This window comes from Sphingobium sp. SA2, assembly GCF_032227065.1.
Taxonomy (GTDB): Bacteria; Pseudomonadota; Alphaproteobacteria; order Sphingomonadales; family Sphingomonadaceae; genus Sphingobium.
This window is the reverse complement of record NZ_JAPMXX010000001.1, coordinates 310,374-333,668: the sequence shown is the minus strand read 5'-3', so window position 1 is coordinate 333,668 and position 23,295 is coordinate 310,374. Positions and strand designations below refer to the sequence as shown.

The following is a 23,295-nucleotide window of genomic DNA, read 5'->3' as shown; positions in this document are numbered from 1 at the left end:
GCCGCTCTTGCTTTGGCCCGTCGATATGGCACAGTTGCGTGTGACGGGCAGCCCATCGGGGAAGGACGATGGAAATGCCAAAGATGACCGAAAGGGATCGGCTTGCCGATCTCGAAACACGTCAGCGCAAGCTGACAGAAGATCTGGAAACCGCCCGCCGCGCTCTGCGCGGCAAATATGCGGCCATGGTGAACGACGTGCCGATAGAGACGCTTACGGAACGTGAGTTCCGCGAACTTCTGATGCAGGCGATCCGGGTTGGTGGCAGCGCAGCGCTGACGGCCCTGAAAAAGTTGCCGCCGATGACCTGACCCGCCGCGAAGCAGCAATCTGAAGATGACCGGCAGGGGTGGAGCATAAGAAGCCCATTCCTGTCGGTATCACAGCGCAGGATGACGATACGGCCTTCCGGGCAAACCAGATAGGGACGAAGCATCCCCGTTCTGCACATCGACGGATATCGGCGAGACTTCCCCTGCTCCGATTGTTCTAGATGATAAAGCCATAGGAGGCATTCCGCGCTATGGCCCTCCCTACCTCTGATGGTCACGCTGAACGTTTTCGCGATGCCCCGCCCTTCCAAACCGCACCCGAAGGGTGTCCCTGCGACGAGCACGGCGAAGCCGCGCGCAGGAGGCCGGGACCGCGCTGGCGGTTCCGCATCGCGTCCGCGACGGGCCCGCTTGCGGGTCCCTGAGCGGGGGCGAGTGCTGCGCTCGAAAAAAGAAATGAGGACCGGCCCGGTAAACCGGACCGATCCTCTCGGGCGTCACTGCGCTTCCCATTCCTGATCGCTGAGCCTCACAAACCGCGCCGGGATACGCTTCTCTCTGACCAGTCGCGCGAGGTGTGATTGCAGTCCCGACCCTTCGCAGACCAGCGCTTCGACGGGTCGGAGGCCCACCATCTGCTCGTTGCGGACAAAGCCCGCCCGTTTGCCAAGCTTTGCACTGAGCCGGAAGGTGATGAGCGTCACCTTGCGCGATGCCGCCCACGCGGCCGCCATGGCGTCGCACCCCTTGTCCTGCGCAGTCGTCGCCAGCACCATCGCTGGGTTTCGGGATTTGGCTTCATCGAGCTTGCCCCAGATGAGACGGTCGTCAAACCAGCATTCCGCTCCTCCTGAGAAGATCACGACGGGTCCTTGCGGATTGTGCGCGTCGGTTTTGCGCTGGCGACGGGCGGCGAGGAAATCGGTGGCGGCAATAACCGACGCGGTGCGCTTGCTCGATACCAGCGACCCCTTAGGCGCGGACCATGGCCGTCCGGTTTCGGTGTGAAAGATGTCAGCGGCATGGTCGCGCATGCACCGCAGCGCATCGGTAGCTTCGTCGAGATATTCAAGTTCGTCGCGTGCCTGTTCGAGTTCGACGCTGTGGATTTCGCTGCCATCGGCGCGACGCAGCAGGTCCTGGACCTCGCGTATCGCCTTGTCGGCCTGGCCCTCCCACTGGTCAGCGACGTGATGGAAGCTGTTGACGATGCCCCATGCCAGGCGTTGCGCGGCGGGTTCCAAACGCGTGTCGCGCAGGACATCGAAAAGTGTCGTGACGATCAGTTCGACGGCGAGTTGGGCATCCCTCGGATCGGGCATGTCGGTCGCCATCTCCTCACCGCCTCGCCCGATGCGGACACCATCTAGATCGGACGCGAAGGCGGCGTGGAAATCGTCGGTGGTGGCCGCTGTCTCCTGCGTGATGAATGCGGCGATGTCGGAAAATGTGCGGTCAGACTGGTTGATCTTCGTCATGTGAACCTCCTGTTGAAACGAAAGAGGTTCCCCCTTGGGCACGGGCTCCGAGCGGCGGGGTCAAGGATCGCGGAACGCGACCGGCGCAGCCGGCGATGGGGGTCACGATTTTTTGGGGCGGCCACCATGGTCGAGTGAGAAGCGCGGCGCCTGACCCGCCCCAAAAAATGGTGGGGCCCCGTCGTCCTTGAGGCCGACGCGGTCCCGTGCCACCCTTGGAATTCTTGAGAGAGAGAGAAGAGGCGTTGCGAATCTGGGGCTCGATGCCCCTGATTCGCAAATGGGTGCCTCCTGGCGATGGCCTCGCAGGGAAGTGCCGGCAACGCTTGCCCTGATCGCCGAGGTAGCATCTGTTCCATTAAAAAGGGGACAACACGCGTAGTGCTGTCCCCGAACGGAATGCAAACGATGTATTGTCAGGCGGCGCGGCGACGTCGGCTGCGCAGGGGCGGAGTGACCTTTTCGACCGGAACCTGATTGGCCTTGCGGAAGGCATGGATCGGAACGCCGGCCTTGCGCAGGGCCTGATAAAGATTGGCCTGAATACCCGATCCCTCACCCAGCAAGGCTTCGACGGGTTTCAGGTCCACAAGCTTGCGATTGCGAGCGAAGGGCGCACCGCGCCCCGACCCCGTCAGCGAATATGTCACAAGTTGCACCTCCCGATTGCCAGCCCAAGAGGCCACGATTGCGTCGAAGCCCTTGCGCTGCGCGGTCGTCACCAGCGTCATATGCGGGATGCGTTCGAGGATGGTGTCTAGCCGATCCCAGAGCAATTGCCAGTCATGCCACTCGGCATGGCCTGAGGCGATAACGATCGGTCCACGGGGACGGTACCGCTCCCGTTCGGCCAGTTCACGGGCGCGCAGGAAATCCTGTATCGATACTTGCGTGGCGGTAGCCGCCTTCGAGACACGCGATCCGCGAGCCGGCGACCAGGGGCGACCAGACAGCACGCGGAAAGTTTCGGCGGCATAATCGCGCATACACTCGACCGCCTCGCGCTGTTCGGTCAGCGACTGGCACAGGAGCTGTTTCTCCTCCAGTTCGCTGTTGAAAACCTCGGAAGGCTCGATCCGCCGGATCATATCGCGCAGCTCATTGGCCAGCATGTCTTCCTGTCGTTCAAGCTTGCCAGCGACGAAGTGGAAGCTGTTGACCATGCCCCAGGCGATCTCGGGCGCAAGCGCGTCGAGGCGGGTATCGGTCAAGAGATCGAAGATGGTGGCGATCACACCCGCGCAATCAGCCTGCGCGTGGAGCGGTTCGGGCATATCATGCTCGCCCGGCTCGTCGCCCGGCGTGATGATCGAAAGCGGGATGGGATCGCCAAAAGCGCGTTTGAATTCCGGTGTCGCCGTCATCTGTGCAAACAGTGTCGGCAGGTCTGCGAAGTGGCTGATACGCCGCGAATGGTCATGGGTCATGGTACTTCTCCTCATCATGGAAAAGGAAAAAGGGGCGCGAACGCGCAAAAGCGTCCCGCCCCATTATGTCGATCAGTGCATGTTCGCCCGTACGCTGGCGAAAGCGGTTGAGCGCGTCAGGACGGCATCTACGATTTGCGCCGCATGGGGCGCAAAGGGCGTGCCTTCGAGCAGGTCATAGATAGCAGCGATGATCTCGCCGCATGTTACGCCGCCAGGTATCTCCGGCGAGCGGACCGCAAGCGTGTTTTGGGGTGCCAGCAGATCCCGGATAGCGGGACTGGCCATGATCGCGGCGCAGAGCGCCGAGAGATCGGACAGCGGCGCAACGTCATGAAAAGAAGGAAGCGGCATGGACTGTCTCCTCATGCGAAGAAAGGAAAAGGGCCGGGGAAGCCTGACACCTCCCCGGCCCCGAACGGGTTCCGATTAACGGGTGATCAGAACGGGTCCTCCTCGCCGAACGCTGCGCCCGCACCGGCTAGCTCGCCGTCAGCCCCTGCGGTGCTGTCGCCGAAGCCGCCTTCGTCGCGCGAACCGCGATCGTCATAATTGGTGCGGCTGGTCCCCATGCTGCCCCCGAAGTCGGAGCGCATGGTGTCGCGCCGCCATGCGACCATGTAGCCGCCATGATCGGCCGGGAAGAGCGCGATCGGCAGCGGTTCAGGCAGGCTGGGATCGTCGATATTGCCGGCAAGGAAGACCTCGCCGGTGCGCTTGGACGCAGCCTCCCACAATGCGCCGACCTGAACCCAGCGACGCGCGACGTTGAGCGCCAGGATCTCATAGACCGGAGCCTTCTCATTCTCGCTCATGACCTTGCGCAGCCCGATGCGCGGGAGATCGATCGTGCGAGTGGCGATCGAGCCCGTCAGGCGGCCGTTCTGATTGAAGATTTCACCGATGTTCATCGTCTTGACCTTTCGAATGTCGCTCGAAATCCATTTTCCGGCGACACCCTCCCCGTCCCTTCTCTCCTCTCTTTCCCGCCCTTGCCCCGCGCGCCGCCCGCCCCTGGAACAGCGCTCCACATCCTCCGGCGCGACGCTCTCCCATTCCCTCCACGCGCAACGCCACGCCAGGCCAAAATTCTGCGCAAACCTGCAGTACGACGAGGCCCGAATGCCGACGAGCAGGCGACGGCCACGTTGAATTGGGGGGTGAGGCTGGAGGCGCGGCGGTAGCCGCGTTGGCGCCAGGGTCGAGCGGGTAGTGGTAGCGGTGCGCGAGGCAAGATCAGGTGGCACCTACAGGCAGAACCGACAGCCTTGCGAGGACCGGCACGGACCGGTGCGTTTCCAGTCTCGAGCGATCAACTGATGGCGGCGGACCGCATAGCGGAATCCTCGGAGACATTGATCGCATTGGCAGGCAATGAGGAGCAGGCCTGTCCGGCATTGAAGCGTTCGATCCAGGTGCCGATATGGGCACGGCGTTCGATCGGGACAGCGGCGGCCGCACGCTGGAATTCGAGAAGATCAAGCGGAGCATTGGCTACGATCTCGTCAATCTCGGCAGCATCGAGCAATCCCTCGGCCCGAATGAAGACCGTCATCGATCCGGGGCGCTTCCGGGTCGATTTGCGCCATAGTCCCTCTATCGTGCGCAGGCGTGGCGCCGCGCGGGATTCGAGCAGCACGATAAGGCGCAATTCCTCGCGCGGCAGCGCGCGCACTTCCGACACCTGCATGGCGGTACAAAAGAAGCACGAGCTTTTATGGAAAGCTGGCAAGCCCTATTCCGCTATGACACGCTCGCAATCTTCACGCGTAAAGCCCCAATCCCGCAGTGGATATCGGTATTCATAAAGATCTGAGATATGCCCTTCGCGATGGGCGTAACGCTGATTGTCACGGGTCGAGCAGTCATAACCAATGAGCCGGACGACCTTCTGGCCATTGGCCCAGGCATGCTGTGCCGCAGGCCAGGCCTTGACCCATTTGTCCTGCGGGGAAATTTTATGCCGCGCCGAACAACTATGCTGCCCGAATGCGATCGACGGCAATGTGCCATTGGTTAAACAGGCATCGAGAAGCGAGGTATAGGGCGGCCAGTGCTTGAAGAATCTGGGCTGATATTCGACAATCTCATTGGGAACGCCATGATCGTCCATCCACTGACGGAAGACAGGGATAAGCCGGCGGGTATGAGGCTGCTCGGGCATTGCCGCCAACAAGGTCATGTCAGGGATTTCGCCCCGACGGACAAGTTCGATGATCATCGCGGTCGAGTTGGTGCCTGCCCCCCATGCTGCGACCGCGGGCGCACGCTTGCCCGCGCTCATGCCGCCATTGCCAGCCAGCGGTCCGGCCAGACCGGCGGCCTTGTCGTTACCCGATAGGCCTGAAGGGGCACGATCCCGCGAATGACATAATGTGGGATGCCCGTGTCCCGCCGGAGGTTGAGAGCGATTTTATAGGCGTGATCGAATGAGCATAAGCGGCGCCGGCAAGGTGACAACCGGGCGGGCAGATCGGACGAGGGCATCAGGGCCTCCATGCTGGAATGGGTTCAGGCGGCGATTGACCGGTCGGCATCGACCGCCGCAGCAGATTTCAGTGCAAGCAGGCTTTGAAGCGTGACGGGTGTGCGATTTGCCCGCCGGGTCCTGGGGCCTCGGGAGGGCCTGGCCGGATCATTGAACCGACAGCCGATACGCGCAGCGCGCTTGCCGATGACGGCGGGATCGCGGCCGAGCGCCTGGGCGACATCGACCATCGAGATGCCATGGATCCAGGCGTTACGGATCGCCCGGTCCTCATGCGCGCTGAACGCGCGCATGAAGCCATGCACCAGCCCCAGGCGATTGGCATGATATAGGACAGCGCGCACGCCGCGACCAAGGTCTTTGGCAATGTCCCGTGTCGGGACCTTGCCATAATCCGCTCGCAACCGGGCTTCTTCCCCGGCCGTCCAGACAGGTCCCCGCCGAAACCCGTCGCGGCGGACATGCGTGCCGCGCAAGCCAAGCGCCTCTGCACGCCAGCGGATGGAATGCGGGCTGCGGCCAAGCCGCTCCCGCAGGGGCGTAAGGCTCGCCCCGGTAGCGTAGGCGTGGCGCAGCAGCTCGTCTTCCTCGATGATCCACGGCCTGCCCCACCCTCTGCCGTAACCCAGTTTGCGAAGGCGTTGGCCAAGGCTGCGACTGTTCCGGGTCGGAAAACCTTCGGCGGCAAGCGCCTGCGCGATGGCGACATAGCGCGCGCCGGTGGCCGCGAGTGCGAGTGCGCGAGCCATTTCCGCGTCGCTCCAGTCGTCTGGCTGGCCGGCATGGCGCAGACCCAGCGCCGAAGCGCGGGAGATGACGCCAGCGAAGGGACGGCCGATGAGGCTGGCAATCTGGGCGACGGGAACACCCTTGGCGTACCCGGCGCGAAGCTGTGCATCTTCCCAACCGCTATAGGGCGGCGATCCCGGTTCTGAGAGTCCGAGCAGTTGGGCACGGGCATATAGGGCGCTCACACCGCGGCCGAGGCGGGCGGCCAGTGTCGCGGTTGGTTCGTGCGTATAGCAGCGCGCCAATTCCTCATCCTCCCACGCGATCCAGGATCGCCGCGAGTTTCGGCGAAGGCCAAGATCATAGATACGCGTGGCGATGCTGGCACGCGATCGGCCCAGCATTGTGGCAATCTCCTCTAGCGTGCAGTCATCGGCGAAGGCGGCCCGCAGGCGCTGTATTTCATCGGGGAGCCATGCGTCGGCACGGAAAGCCAGCTCGGCAAGTGGCGCGGTTGTACCCGTTTGCTGGTCAGGGACGAACGGGGTGAGTTCGACGATATCAGCGTCGAGATCGAAGCTTGTCTCTTTCATGGCACTCTCCGTTCAGACCAGGCCGATGACGGGCGTATCGACGACACGCAGGCGCAACCGGGCCGACAGCCGCGCGATCCGCGTATCGCCGCGCGGCATCGTGTCGGACGCACCGATCGCGGCGAGCAGGTCGAGCCCGGCATCGATATCGTTCGCAGGCAGGGCAAGGTGCCGCACCAGATCGTCCGCCGTGGTGGCGTTGGGCGCTATGCTGCCCAGTGCGCCGACAATCCGTGCTGCGGCGGGGGCGGCGGGATCGAGGAGGAAGGCGTCGAGCGCACGTTGGCCTCGCATCGTCACCCGATCGCCCTTTGTCGGCATGACCTCGCGCAGGGCGTCAAGATCAAGCAGGGTCCGGCTTTCATCGGCATCAAGATCGGCGGCAGCGACGAGATCGGGCGTGCGCCCGATATGGGGAGTGATCGTGGTATCGATCTTCGCCAGCACCGGCGTTGCCGCGAGCGCGGGGCCAAAGGCGAAGAATTCGCCGGGCGGAAGCTGGCGCAGCAACGCGGCCTGTTCACTGCCGAACCCGAGAAGATCGGCAGCGCGCGCAACATCGCGGTCGAAGACATTGAGGCCGATCAGATGATTGTGCAGTTCGGAAACCACCGAACTTGCGAGCTTGGCGAGACGCTGGGTCGCGATTATCGTGCCAATGCCGCGCTTGCGACCCCGCGCGCACATATCCGTCAAGGTGGCGACGCCCAGACGGCGGGTCTCCGCGTCGCGGGCCGAGGCTGCCATATGCGGCGCGAGCAGATGCGCCTCGTCGATACATACCAGCACAGTGTGGCCCCAATGTTCGCGGGGTGTCGAGAGAAGGCCCGCAAAGAAGGCCGCCGCTTTCTCGATGCGATGATCGGGCTCCAGATCGGTAAGGTCGAGATGGAGGGCGATACGATGCTGCCGCGTTCGCAGCGCGAGCGCTGTGAGACCATCATTGGCATATTCGCGTGCGATGACCGTCGTTGCGCCGATATGCGTAGCAAGGTTGGCGAACTCGCCTTCCGGGTCGATGATGATGGTGGTGAGATAATCGAAGGCTTCTTCGATGATCCGGCGCAGCGTGTGGCTTTTGCCCGCGCCCGAAGATCCCTGAATCAGACAGCGCCCCGACATCAGCTTGCCGAGATCCAGTTCTAGCGGACCCGTCGAAGAGCGGCCGAGCGGGACTTTCGTGTCACGAGTGAAATCATGGTTGGCGATGGTCATCTGATGTCCTTCTTCACCCGGCGTCGCGCAGAGCGGCCGGAGATGCTGGTCGAGGGAATGGGCTTGACGCGATAAGTGGCCTGGCGGCCTGGCAATCAGGAATGGCTGTGCTGCCATCCTTTGAGCGGCTGTTGGGACAGCGTGGCGTCCTTTTCACAGGCCTCGCAAAAAGCTGCGTCGAAGACAGCGCCAAGCGCCCAGTCCTGGGCATCATCGTCCCAGCGCGCCCAGGCATCGCGCATCACCTCGGCGCTGCCACATGCAGAACAGCGGATCGTGATCCTGGCAGCGGGGTTTGCGGCATTGACCGATTTCCCGGCGTCGCCTGTTGCCTCCCCCTGCCCGGCCGCGAAGACCGGGAACCGATCGGAAGGCGGTTCATCACGGTCGAAGCTCAGCCAATTCGCTCCAGCCTTGCGGGCGTCCGACAGCAAAGCCCAGAATTCGGGCGAAAGCCCATCGGGGCGATCGGGCCAGTCATCGATGAAGCCAAGATGGACCCAGAAGCCATATTGATGGGCCTCGATCGACAAGATCGGATGATCGACGATGATCCGGCCGCTCCTTCGCGGCGCGTGCTGGATCAGCCGGTCGATGGCGTCATTCTCGGCGCGGGGAAGATGCGCTGTTGAACAGGCGCAGACGGGGAAGCGGCGCATGGCCGGTCTCCTTGATTGGGTTGGGACAGGGGTGACAGGCGCGGCGAGCAAACTCGGGCACCCTTTCAATTCGGCAAGAAATCGACCGTGATGGCACCGCGCTCGGCGTGAATGACGATCTTGCGATCGAGCGGGATCAGCCAGCTCAGATTATCCCATGCGCTCATGTTGATGGCTTCGAGGGTGGCAGCGTCCTCCCCAAGGAGGATATGCGTAGCGTGCTGCCGCGCCTCGCGTTCGAAGGATCGCGACTGGGTGTCCCAGCTGTCGCAGTCGCCATCATCAGCCCCACAGAAGATCGTCGCATAGATCATGCGGCTCAGTCTGTCCGGGGTGATACCATCATCGCGCGTGGCCAGGATGATGGCCTCCTCAATATCCCAACCGCCATTGCGGCAGACGAGCGCCGGGATTTCGATGGAATGGACGCTGCGTGGCGCGTCCGTGCGACCGGTTTCACAAACCGTCAGCTCGATGACGATCCGGTCGACCAGGCCACAAGCGAAATCGGCGGGGAGACACATGTCGTCGTCGTAGCGATGGACGGAGCCTTCCCGGTCGATGCGCAGTGAAATATCCCTGATCACCGGGAGCGTGTCATACCAAGCGTAGCCTTGCAGCGCGTCTTCCGCCTCGACGAGTTGCACGTCCTGGGTGGGCGGTTTGCCCCGCGCCAGCGCAAGCGCCTGCGCAATATCGGGCTCCAGCGCCGGCACGATCAGCATTGCGCCTTCAGGAGCGATCATGCGGCTGCTGCGTCCATGACAATCGTCAGCGGTCTGCGGCCGCCAGATCGCCAGCCCTGAGCGCGCCTGCGGCAGCGTAACGCCCAGCTCACACGCCCGCTGCCAGGCGGTAAAGGGCAGCCGATGGTCCGGTCGGGTCGCGATGGCCTTGTACAGGATTTGCTCGGCAGCGTCGCGAAGCGCCTTCAATGCCGCGTTGTCGATGACCTCCTTGCGCGCCGGCAGAACCATATGAATTTCCGGCGCATCCATAATATCGATCCGGACCGTCCAAAGACTGCCATTGTCTTTTTCTTCCCGAACCGTCGGCAAGGCGCATTTGACGCGGTGCCCGTGAAAATTGATGCGTTGGTCTCTTGGCCAATCAGGATCCCGGTCATAGACACCGATACGGCAGCCGCAGGCGTTTTCGACAAATATGGCGTCCTTGAGGAAGTCTTCGCGGGGCAGCAGCGTTTCGTTCAAGGTGACCGGTAAGGGATAGTGACGGGCTGCATCGGCGACGACCGCAGACAAGCCTTGCTTCCAGTCGGGCGGCAGTTCGATCGAGATCAGCGTGCCCCAACCGATCATGGCCGGGGCGATGGCAAGCGGCGCGCCGCTGTCCCATGCGTCTGCCGGAATCTGGACTTTCCAGGCCGCGCCCGCAGAGGGAGAGAAGGACTGGATTTCGACCGCGCGGCCGGCAAGGCTGAACATGCCCATGCCGGCCGGGTCTTCGCTACGCGCGATGTCATCGCCCCAGCCTGAATGTCCCAACATCAGCAGGGCGGCTGGATCGTCGATGCCGCAGCCATCATCCCGGATGTGCAGCAGGGATCGGCCGTCCTGTTCGGTCAGATCGACCGTGATGCAGGTGGCGCCGGCGCGTCTGGCATTCTGGAACATCTCATGAAGGCAGTCCCGGCTGTCGCCCGAAAAAAGGCGGGACGCGCGGCGGATCGCGTCCGGGCTGACGGCGCTATGGATCGTTGTTGGAAGGGGCATGGCGGTCTCCCTGGTTCCGGACTGGAACCCATCATCCCTCCCCTCTTCCTTCCCTCCGTTCGTCTTCCAGGGCCATGACGCCCGCGGGTGCCACTGTGCATCCGATATTGCGGCAGCGGTCGTGGACTGCGAAGGACAAGGAATGCCTCAGGATCTGGATTCGCAACTCACCGACTTTCTGCGCCGCATGCCGGACTGGATGCGCCGGGACATCTCTGCAGCCGATCCCGCGCGGCGCGAGCGCGCGGAAGAGGCGCTGCACGCCATGCTGCTTGCGCTGGTCAAGGGGACAGGACGATCGGGCGGTGAAGACATCTGATGGCGACCTCTGACAGTGGTAAACGCGGCACCGGCAGGGTGACGCTCGATGCGATCCAAGCGCTGGGACCAGCGCGCCTTGCCCGGCTTGTGCTAGCCCAGGCCGAGCGTGACGCCGTCTTCGCCCGCGCGGTTCGCATGGAGCTGGCGGCGAAGGACGATAGCGGGGCCCTGGCCCACGAAATCGACAAGCGGCTGAAGACCATTCGGCGTTCGCGCGGGTTCGTCGAATGGGACAAGGTAGGTCCGCTCGCGCGCGAACTCGACCAGTTGCGGGAAACCATATTGGGACCACTGGCCGAAACCTCGCTGAGCCAGGCGGTCGACAGCATGAAGCTGCTGCTGAGCCTTGCCGAACCAGTGTTCGAAAGGTCCGACGACAGCAGCGGTTCGTTGGGCGCAGTGTTCCGCCAGGGAGGCGAGGATCTGGGACTGCTGTGGGCCCGAGCCGATGCACCCGATGTCGAGCAGCTCGCCGGGGATATTTTAACGCTGATTGAAGGGGATGGCTATGGCGTGTTCGACGACCTGCCGGACGCAGCCTCCCCGGCTCTGGGACAGACAGGCCGCGCAGCCTTGCGACGGATGCTGCTGGAGCGGCAGGCGGGGCTGACCGGCCCGGAGCGACGGCAATTCGACTATAAGGTCGGGTGGCTGTTGCCCAAGCTCGCCGACCTCGACGGCGATGTGGACGCCTATATTGCAACAGTCGATCCTGATCGGCGCAATACGCTGCTCAATGCGCAGGTTGCCGCCCGATTGATCGCGCAGGGTCGTGCGGCAGAAGCTCTCGACTGGATCGATGCTCCGGTTGAGCGCTGCCATAATGAGCGCGAAATCGCCGATCTCAAATTACGCGCCTTTGAGGCGTTGGGCCGCAGGGACGATGTGCAGGCGCAGCGCAAGGCGATCTTCGACCGTTGGCTTGACGCTCAGGCGCTACGCGAATGGCTCAGGGCTTTGCCTGATTTCGAGGATGTCGCTGCGGAAAGGCAGGCCCTTGATCAGGCCATGGCATATGATCGGGCGACATCGGCACTGGCGTTCGTGGTTGCCTGGCCCGATCTCAAGCGCGCTAGCAAGCTGACCAGGGAAAGGCTCGAAGGTCTGGAAGCCCGGGCCTATGACATTCTGCGTCCTGCCGCCGAGGCATTATCTCAGATCGATCCAGGCGGGGCCACCCTGCTTTATCGCCGACTGGTGACTGGCGTGCTCGACCGGGCGAGTTCGAAATACTACCCCTATGCCGCGCGGGACTTTGCAGCCGCGACGGATTTGGCCGACCGTATCGCAGGCGATGTCGATGTCGTACCGCATGATGACTGGCTGGCCGATCTTCGCAAGATTCATGGACGCAAGATCGGCTTCTGGAATCAGGTCGCGGGGAAATTCGGATAATCGCGGAGAAGCCGGGGCGGCCAGATTGGAAACCTCCCTACCAATGGTGGAGCGGCAGTCCGTCGACGTCACTGCCGTCACAGTCGAAGAGCAGGAACTGGAAACCGTGCGCGCGGCCGAAGGCGATGAGCCGCAGCAGATCCTGCGGCAATTGCGCACGGCGGTCATCATCAATGGCGCGCGTCGGCACGAACCAGCCATAGACCGAAGCCGCGATGTCGATCGGTCGATCACTGGGCGGCCAGGACGCCCATTTATCGAGGCATGAGGCGGTATGAACCGTCAGATGGGCGGTCGATAGTACACAATAGCGGCCTTGCTCGATCGATCCGGCAACAAGGGGAGACGGGTGTGCGACGGACGCAATACGCATGCGGTCCTTCGTGCAGCTTTCCGACGGATGACATTCGAAATAGATTGATATCGCTTCTGTGTCGGACAGGGTATCCGGGTCGCGCGCGTCGTCGATCTCGCTCCAATATTCACGGCAATAAGCAGCGATTTCCACGTCGAGAGCCATCGCATCGACTGCGACGTGGATATTCATTCCATGTCGATGTTCAATCACGGCAGTGTGGACCTCTATCGCCAGATGGTCCTCATGGCTGGTCCCGATCGCGGTTTGGGGGGGTGCGTCATATCCTATAGGTGGAAACGACGTCGATCTGACGTACCGAACGGGCGCAGTTGCGCGAATGACCGGACTGCGCGGATCTGACCAGTCGATCGTGTCGGCAATCCAACGGGGCACGAAATCCCAATCGAACGACAACGGATATTCGCCTTCTATTGTACGCCATGCGGACTCCACCGCATCGACCCAGCCTACCACGATCAGACGCAGCGCCGCCGTGCCGAGCGTATCGACGCATTTGCGCAAGGCGAGCGCCAGACTGCTTGCATCGGGAGTGGTCTCTGGCCGATCGCGCAATTCAAGGACGGCTTCCCAAAGACAAGCAGCGGTTTCGAGATGGGATAATGTGTAGCGGGTCATGGAGATGGCTCCAGGGGAAGGTGGCACGAGCCCACGGTTCGGACAGCGGCTGGATCGGCACACCCGTCCCAGGATTCCGGTTCGGAAGTTCTGTCATCGAGATTGATCTCAGAGCATGATCAGGCCGTGCGGACAGTGGCTGTTCGGCTGAGGTCAGGAATGCGCGCATCGTCATAGACGCTGTTTACCGACATCTGCAGCGCCTGTTGCTCCGCAGCAAACCAGGTGGATGCAGGAACGGTGTAAGTCTCGGTGGCATAGTATTCGCCGCCGCTGAAGAAGGCGATGTCGACGATAAATTGCGGCAGGGGAAGGGACGAATGGGCGCGCATGGCGGCATCCTTTCATGACAATGGCCACCCCGGCGCTTGACCGGGATGGCGAGGAAGAAGGTGGAGAAGGCATGAGAGCGGCGGCGCCGGGCCTCAAAGCGCCTGTTCGAGCAGCTTTCTGGCCTTGTTCTCCAGGTCGAGGCGGCTGTCCTGATGCGGCTTCGATCGGGCCAGCGCCGTTATACCCTGGACGAAATCATAGATGGATTCAGGCGGACGGCCTTCCTCGGCCAGCACGGTCTGGATGATCTTTGCCGTCTCGGCCCTGGAAAAGCCGCGTTTGCGCAGGAAGGGTTCGCGCTCTTCTTCCTTGCGCGCGACGATCCGCTCGCGAGCGGCCTTGATGCCGGAGATGAAATGCGACGGCGAGGAGTTTGCGAAATGCTCGAGCGCGGGCGCGGCCTGATGCGCGAAACGGGCACCGGCGAATTTCGAGTGGCGGATATTGACCTCCTCGAAATTCTCGACACCCCACAGGCACCGGTTGGCGCACACGCCGCGCAGATAGAAAGTCGCGATCCCGAGCGTTTTGGAGCCGACTTCACTGTTCCAGGCGTAGAACCCTCGAAAATAAAGGTCGGGATCGCCATTAGGAAGCTTGCCGGCCTCGATGGGGTGCGTGTCGTCCACGAGGAACAGGAAAATGTCCCGGTCCGATGCGTAGAGCGTGGTCGTCTCCCTGGTGATATCGACATGAGGGTTGTAGGTCATGCTGCCCCAGTCGATGGTTCCGGGCACCTTCCAGCGCGTGTCGCCGACGCCATCGCCGGCAAAGGCCATCACCGCCTGGACCAGTTCCCAGTCGAAGATCCTGCCATATTCCGACCCGGTCGCCGCCCGCAATTCGGTGCGACCATTCTCGGTCTGGAGCAGTTTAACCTGCTCGCCCCGGTGGTTGATCAACCCATGCTGCAGGTTGATGCCGGCAAGCGCGGCAGGCAGCTGGCGCAGATAAGAGGCCGGGGCACCGACGAGACTTGCTACCTGGCCAAAGGACCAGTTAGTGGGTGCAAGCGGTCGATCATCGCCCGGCGCCACCAGCATCAGCCGCTCTGGATTGTCGCTTTTCGCCTCGACCCGGATCGAGCGGCTTTCAACGATACGCGTGGTCGCACGGTCCGCGCGGCCGCGCACGGCATCATAGAGACTGGTCAGCGAGAGATATTTCTCGTCGTCGGGACGGGAGAACCACTCGGACGATACGCGGCTGCTCATGCGTCCGCGCGAGACATCGATCCGATAGGGCGCCGTAACGCGGGGGCTTTCGTTCATGGGGGCAAGGGTCGCCATGGAAATCGTCTCCTTGAGATGCAGAGCGACAGGTGCTTCACCGCTCCTGTCACATCCCCGCCCCTCCCTTCCCTTTCGCGCACCGCGATATTGGGTTCACGAGACCCCGACCGGCGGCAGCAGGTACGACGGCGGCTTGTATGTTTTACAAATTGGCGTATATGTTCAACGAAAGGAGGCCATGATGGCGACGAAGCATGAGGATCATCTGTCTCAGCGACATGAAGCGGTCGTGGCCGCTGCCAAGGCGGCGGGTTTACTGTCGGGCACGAACAGCGCGGTCGGCGCCCGCGTGCCACGCGAACTCATCGATCGCGCCAAGATGCGCAGCGGCATCGCCTCGACCACCGATCTTGTCGAATATGCGCTCGCCAAAGTGGCGCTTGAGGATGATTTTGGAGCCAGGCTAGTGCGCCGAAAGGGCACGATCCCTGCGGATATTGCGCTTGGGATTTGATCGCAAGGCCTCGTTGCGCCGGATCAGGCCGCAGCGATCTGGTGCCAGGCTGTCGCGACGACCCGAAGAGGCATTGCCGCTTGTTCACAAGGCAGCTGTCATAGGCCGCGAGCTTCTGCTCGACACGTGCGTCTATATTGATGTGCTTCAGGGCAAGACACCGGTTGAAGTAGATTGTTTGCTGGAAAACCGGATCGTCAATCATTCCTGCGTGGCGCTTGCCGAAATGACCCACCTGATGGGCGCGCTCGATCCTGCCGACAAGCGCACGGCGTCGGTGCTCAAGACCCTGGGACGGACAATCGACGATATCCCGGAGCATCGTCTGAGCGCCCCCTCCTCCCGCATGTTCGGAGAGGCCGGTATGCTGGCAGGCATGGTCACACGGCTTTGCGGCCAACCCCATTCGATCGCCCTGCTCAACGATGCCCTGCTGTTTCTGCAGGCTGCGGCGACCGGCTGTGACCTGCTGACCGGCAACCGGCGCGATTTCGATTTTTTCGATCAGATCATTCCGGGGACGGGCGTCATCCTGTATTGACCCGTCACATAGGCACGGGAAACCGACCATCATCTCGACGGGCAGGATCGGTCAGGCAACATGCCAGCAGCACCAGCGTTCAGCCGCCTGTCGTGGACTGAGCAGGCCATGATTGTCGGCACACCATGTACGGAAGGAAGGATCGAGCGCGAGCCCCTGATCGGCGAGCCGGTCGATGACGTCCTGCATGAAGCGATCGACTGGAGCGATGGCGGCCCCGGCTCGAGCATGAGCGACCGCAGCCTGAAGTTGCGTCACCATTTTCTCGGCTTCATCGATCGAAATATCCTCGACGGCGCGTAATCCGCCGCGCGGTCCGCAGATGGCCAAAGTTATGATTGCTGTGCCAGACGGAATCCGGCCCAGAGCGTCGATATGGACATGTCGGGACATGCCAATCTCCTATGATGTGAGGCGCGAGAATGTCAGAATAGGCTCAACTGTCGCGGCATCGATCGCTGCGATGCCCCTGGCTCGTGCGATGGCGGAACGGCGCCTTGCGATGGTGATGTCGGGCCGATCGCGATGGTCGCGCGTTGGGCGGTCTCAGCCACGGGTTCACGACGTTGGCGAAGGGCGAACCGAGCGGTCCATCCCCCCAATATATGCGCCGGGGCGAACCAATGGTCCTGTATCTCGCCCGACAAGGCGTTTCCGACCATGAGATGGGCTGAAATATGAAGAAATGAAAACTGGATATAGGCCATGTGGATCGCACGCGGATCGATATCGATCGCTGTCACATGAAGGTGCCGCTGATAATTAGCCCGATATCGCGCATGGCCTCGGCAAGCGCGATCACCATAGGAAATGGCGCTCAGGAAGCCCTTAGCCATTCGTAGAGCAGATGATCGTCAGGACCATATTGCGAGCCGATGGCGATCCGGATCAGACGGCCGTCGCAGGCGAAGGCAGAGGCCCTGGGAAAGGACAGGTAGGAACGACCTTCGAGGATCAGGTCGCCCGAGCGCACTTTGGTGATGTCGCGGGTCGTACCAAGCAGTCGATGACCAGACGGTGCGTCCAGAAGCCTCAGCCGATCACCTGCTTTTACGCGCTTCTTGAACGCCGCTAATGATAGGACAGTATCGACGGGATTGCGGATACCCTGACGTTTTGCCAATGCCGTCCAATAGGCCTGGCCGATGCGCGCTTCGCTGTAGAAACTGCATGACCAGAAATCCTGCAACGGATTGGTCCGCGTGAACCCGAACCGTTCCATTTGATCGCGCACCTCGCCGATGAAGGCGTCCTGCGCTTCACGGCCGGTGAGGTCGTCAGGTGTATCGAGGATTTCCGCGATGACCTTGCGTCCGCCCGCAAATGTCTCGGTGCGGATCGCAAAGCTGGTGCCGGTAAAATGCTGGGCGAGGTGGCGATCGATCCGGGAGGCGAGCGATGGCAACGCTTCGTCGGCACGGTAGAGATCGCCTTCATAATGGAAATTGCCGCGTTCGTCATGGTCGGTCTGGCTATACAGGCGCGCGGACGCGCTCGGCGCGTTAGCGTCGGTCATGATGTCATCCTTATGGCTCGATCAGATTTGGAGGGGCGAGTGCGTCAGGCCGACGGCAATTCCATTGAGGGAGGCACGCTGTGGTCTGCTTCAGTTCGGGCGAGAACCCAGTCGAGATAGCCAAGACGCGTATCGCCGTTGGCGACTTCGGTCTGCCAATCGACCGAAGGATATTGTGGATAGTCGATCCATGGATCAGGCGGCTCCGCCGGTGGCGTCACTGCAGATCGGCCCAAACGGCGCGCCAGTTCCTCCTGGGTGCTGGCAAATTCGACATGATCGGCAAATATCGTGCACCACCCTCCACCAAAACTGTCGCGGCGTGGGCGCGAACAGCCATAGCTCCAGTCGAACCCGACAGGCGCTATCTTCAAGCTCTCCTGGCAACAGCGCCGGATGAGTTCAGCAATCGGACCAGGCTGGAAGTAGGTCGTGCCATAAATGGCGACAATGCTCTCGGCTGCACCCGCGATCTCGATCTCAGCCCCGAAATGCGGGAAGTCCGGATCATCGAAGATTTCAAGCAAGCCGTTGAACGGATTGGCGAGATCGGTCGGCATGAAGGCGGCGAGGAATTCAGCGCTCGGTTCCCCCGGGGCAAAATCACCCAACAGGTCGGACGCGTGCTGCCACGCCTCCTCGATCAGCGCGCTTTCACGGGCCGTGCAGGTGAACGCAAAGGAAGCTTGAACATAATGGTCAGCCATGGACCGGCTCCATCATTGCTTCATTGATCAGTTCTTCATCGATGAGCACCAGCGGCGGCGGGTTCTGGCGTGCAAGCTGGTAGTCATTTTCGACTGCCACGATGCCTCCCAATTCCCGAATGCGTTCGATCGAGAAGAGCTGCTGGTCATCTTCAGTCGTCAGATAGTGTCGCGGTTCGCCATGGCCCTTGTAAATGACGCGGACAGAGGGGAAGCTTCCTGCATATCCGCCTGACCATCGGACATAATGAAGGCCAAGACGTCGACAGCTTTCTTCGATTCTCGCGAAGCATCCATTGGCCACTTCGTGATCCATCAAGGTGAGAGGATTATTTACGGGAAGATAGGCGGGATCGAAGGGCGTTCCGTCCCAATCTACAGCCGCATTGTCGCTGCCGATCGCCTGAACGAGAACGGGATATTGTGAGCGGGAAAGCACACCGCCTATCATGATATGTGCGGATACACGGTCGGCCATGACATGCCTTTCGTAGTTACTGGACTCCAGTCGGTCTCTCCATCCTCACCCCCTCCCCTTTACCGGACCGTATGACCGTCACTCATTCCCGTCTTGCATGAGCTGCAGATTCCCGCTTAGCTACAGCGCAGTTCCAGTCCGGCGATAACCGGCATCCTCCATTCGTTTCTCAACCAGGAGTCCTTTCGTGGCCGATACCGAGCAGCCTGATTTCACCGCCATGACGGTGCAGTTACTGAGCGCCTATTTCTCCAACAATCAGGTTCCGGCCGGCGACATCGCCGGCATCATCGAAGCGACCCGCGGCGCGCTCGAACGGAAGGGCGACGTGGAAGTGCCAGCGGCCCCCGATCATGTTCCTGCTGTATCGATCCGCAAGAGCCTTGGCTCACGCGAACACATCATCAGCATGCTCGATGGAAAGCCGTACAAGACCCTCAAGCGGCATCTGGCGGTCAATGGAATGACACCCGCCGAATATCGCGAGCGCTATAAGCTTCCCAAGGATTATCCCATGGTCGCGCCTGCCTATTCGGAACAGCGGCGCACCGTCGCGCAAAAACTCGGCCTTGGACGGCGGGTTGGCGCGAAAGCGCAGGATGCTGCTCCGGTGGTGGAAGCATCACCCGTAGTAGAGGCGGCGCCAGTTGTCGAAGCGACACCGGTTGTCGAAGCCACACCGGCAGTTTCGACGGAAGCTAAGCCCAAGCGCGGCCGCGGCAAGGCGGCCGCTGCCAAACCCAGCGAACAGGCCGAAATCGTATCGTCCGAACCTAAGCCAGAACCTGCGACTGTGCCTGCAAAAGCGGAGGCCGCGGCAATAAAGCCTGCCAGGAAGAAGCTGGGCGTACAAACCGCACCGCGAACTGCGAAGGCCCCGACAGCATCCGTGAAGGAGCCTTTGGAACCCGCAGTATCAGAGCCCGCAAAGGCCAAACCTGCCAAGCCAGCCAACGGGAAAAGGGCAGCTGGAAAGACCGCAACGCCAACAGCTGCGGCATCCACGAAGCCGAAAGGTGCAGGGCGGCGGGTATCCGGTGTAAAGCAGAAGAAAGCGCCTGTTCCAGCACCGACATCTACGGAATAATGGTCACCGACGAGATATGGGTTTATCCAACCCATATCTCGTCTGAACGCTGACCTTGCGAGCGTCATCGGTCGCGCGATGGAGCGCACCGCGGCGAAGACTAGCTCCGCTCTGCCATAATCCTGGCAAGGATGTCGCCCGCACGATGAGGAGGCAGGAAAAGCCTGGTCTTGAAGGCGACGACCTCACTGAATGCTCCGCAAGCCTTCAACCAGGTCCGATCATCGGGTCGATAGTCTCGTATTTCGAGGCGCGCACTGTCGTTGACATGAACCCGGGCAAGTCTGGCCGGACCAAGACCTGGGATCGATACTCCGCCCACCGAACGCGCACCATCAATGATTTCGTCGGCACCAAGAGCTGTCGCGCCATCGAGGCCGAATTCCCTTTGGATCCGTTCCACGGCCGCTGGATGGATGATGCGACCCAGGATTGAACCGCCAGCACCATCGTCGATCCGCCAGACGCGCACGTCATCTTCCGGCAATTTATGCCATACGGGCAGCAGCAGCCCGGTGGCCATGGTGATCGTTTCGACCATGAGATTTTTCGTCGCTTCGGCCACTTCCTGCTCCCAAAAGACCTGGAAAGCATCGGGCTCGATCTCGCTCCAATGGCTGGCTTTTAGGGCCGCTCTATCCATGCGGAGCTGACCGTTCGGACGAATGAGATAGCAGCGTTCGATCCATTTGCCATCGTCGTCCTGTCCCGGCCATGTTGGCATGCACAGTGCGACCCGGCCGGACCGGGCATTGCGGAGCCACGCAAAATTGTCCGTGTTCTTGCAAATAAGCTGCAACGCGGCCCAGTTGGTGATCGATGGCCGCCGGTGCAGTTCCAGACGCAAAATCCGTGTCTGGGCGCCGATTACAGGATCGGTGCGCAGCAGCCTGTCGGAAAGCAGAACCACTTTCTCGGCGCGGATGGTTTCAATGCCCAGGTCAAGCGTGCCGGCAGCGCGCGCCGCTTCGACGCGGTCCTCGACCAACCCCAGAAACTCCTCGAATATGCTGTTCTGGGTCGCGATCCGCAGTGCCAATATGCGGTTGAGCCAGCGATGAATGGGCGGCAGACGTTCCAGAAGTTCCCCGCCTTCGTCGCAAAGCTCAAGGCCCGTCATCTCCTGGAAATCGGCGAACGAGACGCTGCGGAGTTTGCCCTCATAGAGAAGATCGAACCATTGAACGAGCGCATCGCGGGCATAGTCGGATTCCAGATTGTCGGAAGGATCGAACAGATTTTGCGATCCGGTTTGGCGTTGTCCCCTGGTCAATGCGCCCAACGCTTCCAGACCGCGGATGATGGTGCTGAGGAAGCGCCGCTCCCCCCGGCAATCGGTGGTGAGCGGGCGATAGACGGGCGGCGTCAGCTGGTTCGTCCGGTGGCTACGACCAAAGCCCTGTACCGCCGAGAGGATGCGGAACCCAAGTTCCAGCAGAAAATGCGCGCGGCGCCTGTGTGCGCTGGCACAGTTCCGATCGGAATGCATGGATCGTCCGGTACTCCCGGCCAGGGAAAAGGCGGCGATGGGCTTGCGGCCATCCTGAAACGCCTGAACCTCGAACAGATTGGCCCGAGCGCTGCGCCTCTCGACCTTTTGTCGCCCGGTGGTGTCGGTCACGATGCGCCGCGAGCGCCCCGTAATCTCGGCGACCTGGTCGGTTCCGAAATGCGCGATAAGTGCGTCGAGCGCGGTCGGAATCGCGGGCAGTGCGCACAGCTCCTCGATCAATTCGTCGCGTGCGGCGATCGCCTGTCGGGAAAGCACCGGATTGCCCTCAGCATCAATCATCGGTTCAGCGCGCGTCGCGCCATCGTCGGTTCGAAAGACCCGCATCTGACGCACAGGAAAGCCATTCTTCAAATAGTCGATCAGGGTTTCCTTTGGCGAAACCTCAACGTCCATCGTCGCCCGTTCCTGGGCGGAGAGTTCGGATAGACGCCGATCCATGATGGCCTCGCCCGTGCTGGCGAGTTGCACCAGCACTACATTGTCCGACGCCAACTCCTGCTTGATCGCGTTGATGAGCGAGGGCATTTTCATGCTGACAAGAAGGCTGGAAAAGAAGCGCAATTTCGCGGATTCAAAGGCGCTGAGGGCTGATCCCCGCGCCCGGGCGTTCTGGGTCTTGCCCGATATCCTGTCGACTATGCCGATCTCGGCCAGCACATCGCGCAATCCGCGATGAATAATGCTCCAGCTATCGGCATAAGCATCGTAGATCGAAATCTGATCTGGCGTCAGCGCATGTTCCAGCGGCTCATATTCGACGCCCGCGAAGCTCAATGCCCGGGCGGTGTAGAGGCCCATCGCCTTGAGATCGCGGCAAACGACCTCAAGGGCTGCAATACCACCCTCTTCCATCGCCTTCATGAACATGTCGCGCGTGGCGAACGCGGTGCCCGGTCCCCAGAGCCCCAGGCGGACAGCATAGGAGAGATTGTCCGGCCTGGCCGCGCCGGTCGCGGACATGTAGAGAATGCGAGCGCGCGGAAGCGCATTTTGCAATCGAACGCCGGCAAGCCCCTGTTCCGAGCCTTGCGCTTTGCCAAAATCCGTCTCGGTCCCGCCTGCGTGCGCCATCGCGTGAGACTCGTCGAAGACGATTACGCCGACGAAATCCTCGCCAGTCCAGTCCAGTAGTTGTTGCAGGCGGGAGGCTGTATCGTGGCGCGCGGAGCGCAAGGCGGCGTAAGTGAGGAAGATAATGCCGCTTTCCATCGTGATCGACGTACCCAGGGGAAAGTTTGAAATCGGCTGAATATCGATGGCAAGCCCGCCCAGCGCCGTCCAGTCGCGGCGGGCGTCCTCGATGAGGTCGGCCATGGAAATCCAGATCGCGCGGCGATTGGCCCGGTTCCATTGATCAAGGATGATGCCCGCCGCCTCGCGACCCTTGCCCACACCAGTACCGTCAGCGATGAAAAAGCCGGTCCGATAGGCTTTGCCTTCCCTGTCCTCGATCAGGCGATCGCCGGCGAGGTTAGATGAAAAGCGGCCGACAAGATCGCGCGTATGCGCTTCCCCGGCATAAATGACGGTTTCAAGCTGCGCCTCTGACAGCGCCTTGGCCGCGCGGTCCTGGAGCAGGGGTTGATAGCGCGGCACCGGCAGGGACACCGAGGCCATGGCAATGGATTCGACAAGAACATCGGGATGCCTGGAGGCAGCATCGATGGAGATCCGTGCGGGCCGCCAGGCAGAATAGATGCCCACGGTCTCGCCGGGAGCAAGCGGCGCCTCCCGAACCACATATGTGATTGGCCGCGCGTCCTTTGCCACCGCTGCAACGCGCGACGGCGGCGCAAGCCTTTGCCCGCTCATATGCCCAAAGAGGCTTCCTCGCGCGACATTAGTGGCTGGTCGGGAAGGCAAAAGACCAACGGCTGGCGGAGGAAGGAGAGGTGGAGGCTGCAGGGGATCGAGCCGATCAGGGATGGCGAGGACAAGGTCCAGTGCTGCCTCGATGTCGCGGGCGACGTGACGCTCCGGCACGCCGATCCATCCCTTGTCGAAGATCAGCAGACGCACATCGATCCCCGTTCCATGTTTGGCATAGGGGCTATGAGAACGGCGGAGCAA

The 23,295-nt window shown here is 61.8% G+C and carries 23 protein-coding genes and 1 pseudogene; 7 read left to right on the top strand and 17 right to left on the bottom strand.

Annotated elements, in window-relative coordinates; genetic code table 11:
- Nucleotides 1-74 precede the first annotated feature (74 nt).
- Nucleotides 75-311, top strand: a complete 237-nt coding sequence (locus OVY48_RS01735; protein ID WP_037480723.1) for a hypothetical protein — start codon at nt 75-77, stop codon at nt 309-311.
- Nucleotides 312-769: 458 nt separating this feature from the next.
- Here OVY48_RS01735 and OVY48_RS01730 read toward each other — a convergent pair whose 3' ends face one another.
- From OVY48_RS01730 to OVY48_RS01685, 10 genes are all read right to left on the bottom strand, one after another.
- On the bottom strand, nt 770-1,750 hold the full coding sequence (locus OVY48_RS01730; RefSeq protein WP_037480230.1) for an SLOG family protein: 981 nt from the start codon (nt 1,748-1,750) through the stop codon (nt 770-772).
- Between the two features lie 416 nt (nt 1,751-2,166).
- Nucleotides 2,167-3,177, bottom strand: coding sequence for a DUF2493 domain-containing protein (locus tag OVY48_RS01725; RefSeq protein ID WP_037480228.1), 1,011 nt, complete (start codon nt 3,175-3,177; stop codon nt 2,167-2,169).
- Nucleotides 3,178-3,249: 72 nt separating this feature from the next.
- On the bottom strand, nt 3,250-3,531 hold the full coding sequence (locus OVY48_RS01720; protein ID WP_037480226.1) for a hypothetical protein: 282 nt from the start codon (nt 3,529-3,531) through the stop codon (nt 3,250-3,252).
- Between the two features lie 86 nt (nt 3,532-3,617).
- Nucleotides 3,618-4,088 (bottom strand): DUF736 domain-containing protein, encoded by a 471-nt coding sequence (locus OVY48_RS01715; protein WP_037480224.1) that lies wholly within the window; start codon nt 4,086-4,088, stop codon nt 3,618-3,620.
- Nucleotides 4,089-4,489: 401 nt separating this feature from the next.
- The gene (locus OVY48_RS01710) at nt 4,490-4,909 is read right to left on the bottom strand and encodes a hypothetical protein (RefSeq protein ID WP_237748981.1); all 420 of its coding nucleotides are present in this window, start codon (nt 4,907-4,909) and stop codon (nt 4,490-4,492) included.
- 3 nt (nt 4,910-4,912) lie between these two features.
- Nucleotides 4,913-5,398, bottom strand: a complete 486-nt coding sequence (locus OVY48_RS01705) for a hypothetical protein (protein ID WP_313921728.1) — start codon at nt 5,396-5,398, stop codon at nt 4,913-4,915.
- A gap of 290 nt (nt 5,399-5,688) precedes the next feature.
- On the bottom strand, nt 5,689-6,987 hold the full coding sequence (locus OVY48_RS01700) for a hypothetical protein (protein ID WP_037480222.1): 1,299 nt from the start codon (nt 6,985-6,987) through the stop codon (nt 5,689-5,691).
- A 12-nt stretch (nt 6,988-6,999) separates the two neighbouring features.
- Nucleotides 7,000-8,202, bottom strand: a complete 1,203-nt coding sequence (locus tag OVY48_RS01695) for an ATP-binding protein (RefSeq protein ID WP_052027830.1) — start codon at nt 8,200-8,202, stop codon at nt 7,000-7,002.
- Nucleotides 8,203-8,297: 95 nt separating this feature from the next.
- A complete protein-coding gene (locus OVY48_RS01690; RefSeq protein ID WP_052027829.1) occupies nt 8,298-8,861 on the bottom strand; it encodes a hypothetical protein in 564 nt (187 codons plus the stop codon).
- A gap of 65 nt (nt 8,862-8,926) precedes the next feature.
- The gene (locus OVY48_RS01685; protein ID WP_313921727.1) at nt 8,927-10,312 is read right to left on the bottom strand and encodes an ATP-binding protein; all 1,386 of its coding nucleotides are present in this window, start codon (nt 10,310-10,312) and stop codon (nt 8,927-8,929) included.
- 424 nt (nt 10,313-10,736) lie between these two features.
- Here OVY48_RS01685 and OVY48_RS01680 point away from each other — a divergent pair, with 424 nt between their 5' ends.
- Together OVY48_RS01680 and OVY48_RS01675 are read left to right on the top strand one after the other, a co-directional pair.
- Complete coding sequence (locus OVY48_RS01680) at nt 10,737-10,913, top strand: hypothetical protein (protein ID WP_193378917.1); 177 nt, start codon at nt 10,737-10,739, stop codon at nt 10,911-10,913.
- Entirely contained in the window at nt 10,913-12,310 is a 1,398-nt protein-coding gene (locus OVY48_RS01675) for a DUF6880 family protein (protein ID WP_037480216.1), read from the top strand. The genes OVY48_RS01680 and OVY48_RS01675 overlap by 1 nt, the downstream gene beginning before the upstream one ends.
- 37 nt (nt 12,311-12,347) lie before the next feature.
- Here OVY48_RS01675 and OVY48_RS01670 read toward each other — a convergent pair whose 3' ends face one another.
- The 3 genes from OVY48_RS01670 to OVY48_RS01660 form a co-directional block, all read right to left on the bottom strand.
- A complete protein-coding gene (locus OVY48_RS01670) occupies nt 12,348-13,304 on the bottom strand; it encodes a hypothetical protein (RefSeq protein WP_037480213.1) in 957 nt (318 codons plus the stop codon).
- Between the two features lie 119 nt (nt 13,305-13,423).
- Nucleotides 13,424-13,636 carry a hypothetical protein gene (locus tag OVY48_RS01665; protein ID WP_037480211.1) on the bottom strand — a complete coding sequence of 71 codons (213 nt, stop codon included), beginning with the start codon at nt 13,634-13,636 and terminating at the stop codon, nt 13,424-13,426.
- Between the two features lie 93 nt (nt 13,637-13,729).
- The gene (locus OVY48_RS01660) at nt 13,730-14,926 is read right to left on the bottom strand and encodes a hypothetical protein (RefSeq protein ID WP_037480208.1); all 1,197 of its coding nucleotides are present in this window, start codon (nt 14,924-14,926) and stop codon (nt 13,730-13,732) included.
- 181 nt (nt 14,927-15,107) lie between these two features.
- Here OVY48_RS01660 and OVY48_RS01655 point away from each other — a divergent pair, with 181 nt between their 5' ends.
- The 3 genes from OVY48_RS01655 to OVY48_RS01645 all read left to right on the top strand — a co-directional run bounded on the left by OVY48_RS01655 (nt 15,108) and on the right by OVY48_RS01645 (nt 16,227).
- Nucleotides 15,108-15,383, top strand: coding sequence for a hypothetical protein (locus OVY48_RS01655; RefSeq protein ID WP_237748978.1), 276 nt, complete (start codon nt 15,108-15,110; stop codon nt 15,381-15,383).
- On the top strand, nt 15,373-15,924 hold the full coding sequence (locus OVY48_RS01650; RefSeq protein ID WP_037480206.1) for a type II toxin-antitoxin system VapC family toxin: 552 nt from the start codon (nt 15,373-15,375) through the stop codon (nt 15,922-15,924). The genes OVY48_RS01655 and OVY48_RS01650 overlap by 11 nt, the downstream gene beginning before the upstream one ends.
- A gap of 108 nt (nt 15,925-16,032) precedes the next feature.
- A complete protein-coding gene (locus OVY48_RS01645; RefSeq protein ID WP_043151699.1) occupies nt 16,033-16,227 on the top strand; it encodes a hypothetical protein in 195 nt (64 codons plus the stop codon).
- A 514-nt stretch (nt 16,228-16,741) separates the two neighbouring features.
- Here OVY48_RS01645 and OVY48_RS01635 read toward each other — a convergent pair.
- From OVY48_RS01635 to OVY48_RS01625, 3 genes are read right to left on the bottom strand one after another with little or no spacing between them, the layout of a single operon-like run.
- The gene (locus tag OVY48_RS01635; RefSeq protein ID WP_313921725.1) at nt 16,742-17,440 is read right to left on the bottom strand and encodes a hypothetical protein; all 699 of its coding nucleotides are present in this window, start codon (nt 17,438-17,440) and stop codon (nt 16,742-16,744) included.
- Between the two features lie 44 nt (nt 17,441-17,484).
- Nucleotides 17,485-18,147, bottom strand: coding sequence for a hypothetical protein (locus OVY48_RS01630; RefSeq protein WP_286867540.1), 663 nt, complete (start codon nt 18,145-18,147; stop codon nt 17,485-17,487).
- On the bottom strand, nt 18,140-18,625 hold the full coding sequence (locus OVY48_RS01625; protein WP_286867542.1) for a hypothetical protein: 486 nt from the start codon (nt 18,623-18,625) through the stop codon (nt 18,140-18,142). The genes OVY48_RS01630 and OVY48_RS01625 overlap by 8 nt, the downstream gene beginning before the upstream one ends.
- Nucleotides 18,626-18,812: 187 nt before the next feature.
- Here OVY48_RS01625 and OVY48_RS01620 point away from each other — a divergent pair, with 187 nt between their 5' ends.
- Nucleotides 18,813-19,712: a MucR family transcriptional regulator gene (locus tag OVY48_RS01620; RefSeq protein ID WP_313921724.1), complete on the top strand. Its 900-nt coding sequence runs from the start codon at nt 18,813-18,815 to the stop codon at nt 19,710-19,712.
- A gap of 100 nt (nt 19,713-19,812) precedes the next feature.
- Here the strand turns inward: OVY48_RS01620 and OVY48_RS01615 are convergent.
- Nucleotides 19,813-23,283, bottom strand: a pseudogene (locus OVY48_RS01615) (strawberry notch family protein); the annotation flags it as partial.
- Between the last annotated feature and the right edge of the window lie 12 nt (nt 23,284-23,295).

What these genes read in the sequence shown, in the direction of transcription:
- OVY48_RS01735 (WP_037480723.1), top strand. Translation starts at nt 75, where the DNA reads ATGCCAAAGATGACCGAAAGGGATCGGCTTGCCGATCTCGAAACACGT.
- OVY48_RS01730 (WP_037480230.1), bottom strand. Translation starts at nt 1,750, where the DNA reads ATGACGAAGATCAACCAGTCTGACCGCACATTTTCCGACATCGCCGCA.
- OVY48_RS01725 (WP_037480228.1), bottom strand. Translation starts at nt 3,177, where the DNA reads ATGACCCATGACCATTCGCGGCGTATCAGCCACTTCGCAGACCTGCCG.
- OVY48_RS01720 (WP_037480226.1), bottom strand. Translation starts at nt 3,531, where the DNA reads ATGCCGCTTCCTTCTTTTCATGACGTTGCGCCGCTGTCCGATCTCTCG.
- OVY48_RS01715 (WP_037480224.1), bottom strand. Translation starts at nt 4,088, where the DNA reads ATGAACATCGGTGAAATCTTCAATCAGAACGGCCGCCTGACGGGCTCG.
- OVY48_RS01705 (WP_313921728.1), bottom strand. Translation starts at nt 5,398, where the DNA reads ATGATCATCGAACTTGTCCGTCGGGGCGAAATCCCTGACATGACCTTG.
- OVY48_RS01700 (WP_037480222.1), bottom strand. Translation starts at nt 6,987, where the DNA reads ATGAAAGAGACAAGCTTCGATCTCGACGCTGATATCGTCGAACTCACC.
- OVY48_RS01695 (WP_052027830.1), bottom strand. Translation starts at nt 8,202, where the DNA reads ATGACCATCGCCAACCATGATTTCACTCGTGACACGAAAGTCCCGCTC.
- OVY48_RS01690 (WP_052027829.1), bottom strand. Translation starts at nt 8,861, where the DNA reads ATGCGCCGCTTCCCCGTCTGCGCCTGTTCAACAGCGCATCTTCCCCGC.
- OVY48_RS01685 (WP_313921727.1), bottom strand. Translation starts at nt 10,312, where the DNA reads ATGGGCATGTTCAGCCTTGCCGGCCGCGCGGTCGAAATCCAGTCCTTC.
- OVY48_RS01680 (WP_193378917.1), top strand. Translation starts at nt 10,737, where the DNA reads ATGCCTCAGGATCTGGATTCGCAACTCACCGACTTTCTGCGCCGCATG.
- OVY48_RS01675 (WP_037480216.1), top strand. Translation starts at nt 10,913, where the DNA reads ATGGCGACCTCTGACAGTGGTAAACGCGGCACCGGCAGGGTGACGCTC.
- OVY48_RS01670 (WP_037480213.1), bottom strand. Translation starts at nt 13,304, where the DNA reads ATGACCCGCTACACATTATCCCATCTCGAAACCGCTGCTTGTCTTTGG.
- OVY48_RS01665 (WP_037480211.1), bottom strand. Translation starts at nt 13,636, where the DNA reads ATGCGCGCCCATTCGTCCCTTCCCCTGCCGCAATTTATCGTCGACATC.
- OVY48_RS01660 (WP_037480208.1), bottom strand. Translation starts at nt 14,926, where the DNA reads ATGGCGACCCTTGCCCCCATGAACGAAAGCCCCCGCGTTACGGCGCCC.
- OVY48_RS01655 (WP_237748978.1), top strand. Translation starts at nt 15,108, where the DNA reads ATGATGGCGACGAAGCATGAGGATCATCTGTCTCAGCGACATGAAGCG.
- OVY48_RS01645 (WP_043151699.1), top strand. Translation starts at nt 16,033, where the DNA reads ATGATTGTCGGCACACCATGTACGGAAGGAAGGATCGAGCGCGAGCCC.
- OVY48_RS01635 (WP_313921725.1), bottom strand. Translation starts at nt 17,440, where the DNA reads ATGACCGACGCTAACGCGCCGAGCGCGTCCGCGCGCCTGTATAGCCAG.
- OVY48_RS01630 (WP_286867540.1), bottom strand. Translation starts at nt 18,147, where the DNA reads ATGGCTGACCATTATGTTCAAGCTTCCTTTGCGTTCACCTGCACGGCC.
- OVY48_RS01625 (WP_286867542.1), bottom strand. Translation starts at nt 18,625, where the DNA reads ATGGCCGACCGTGTATCCGCACATATCATGATAGGCGGTGTGCTTTCC.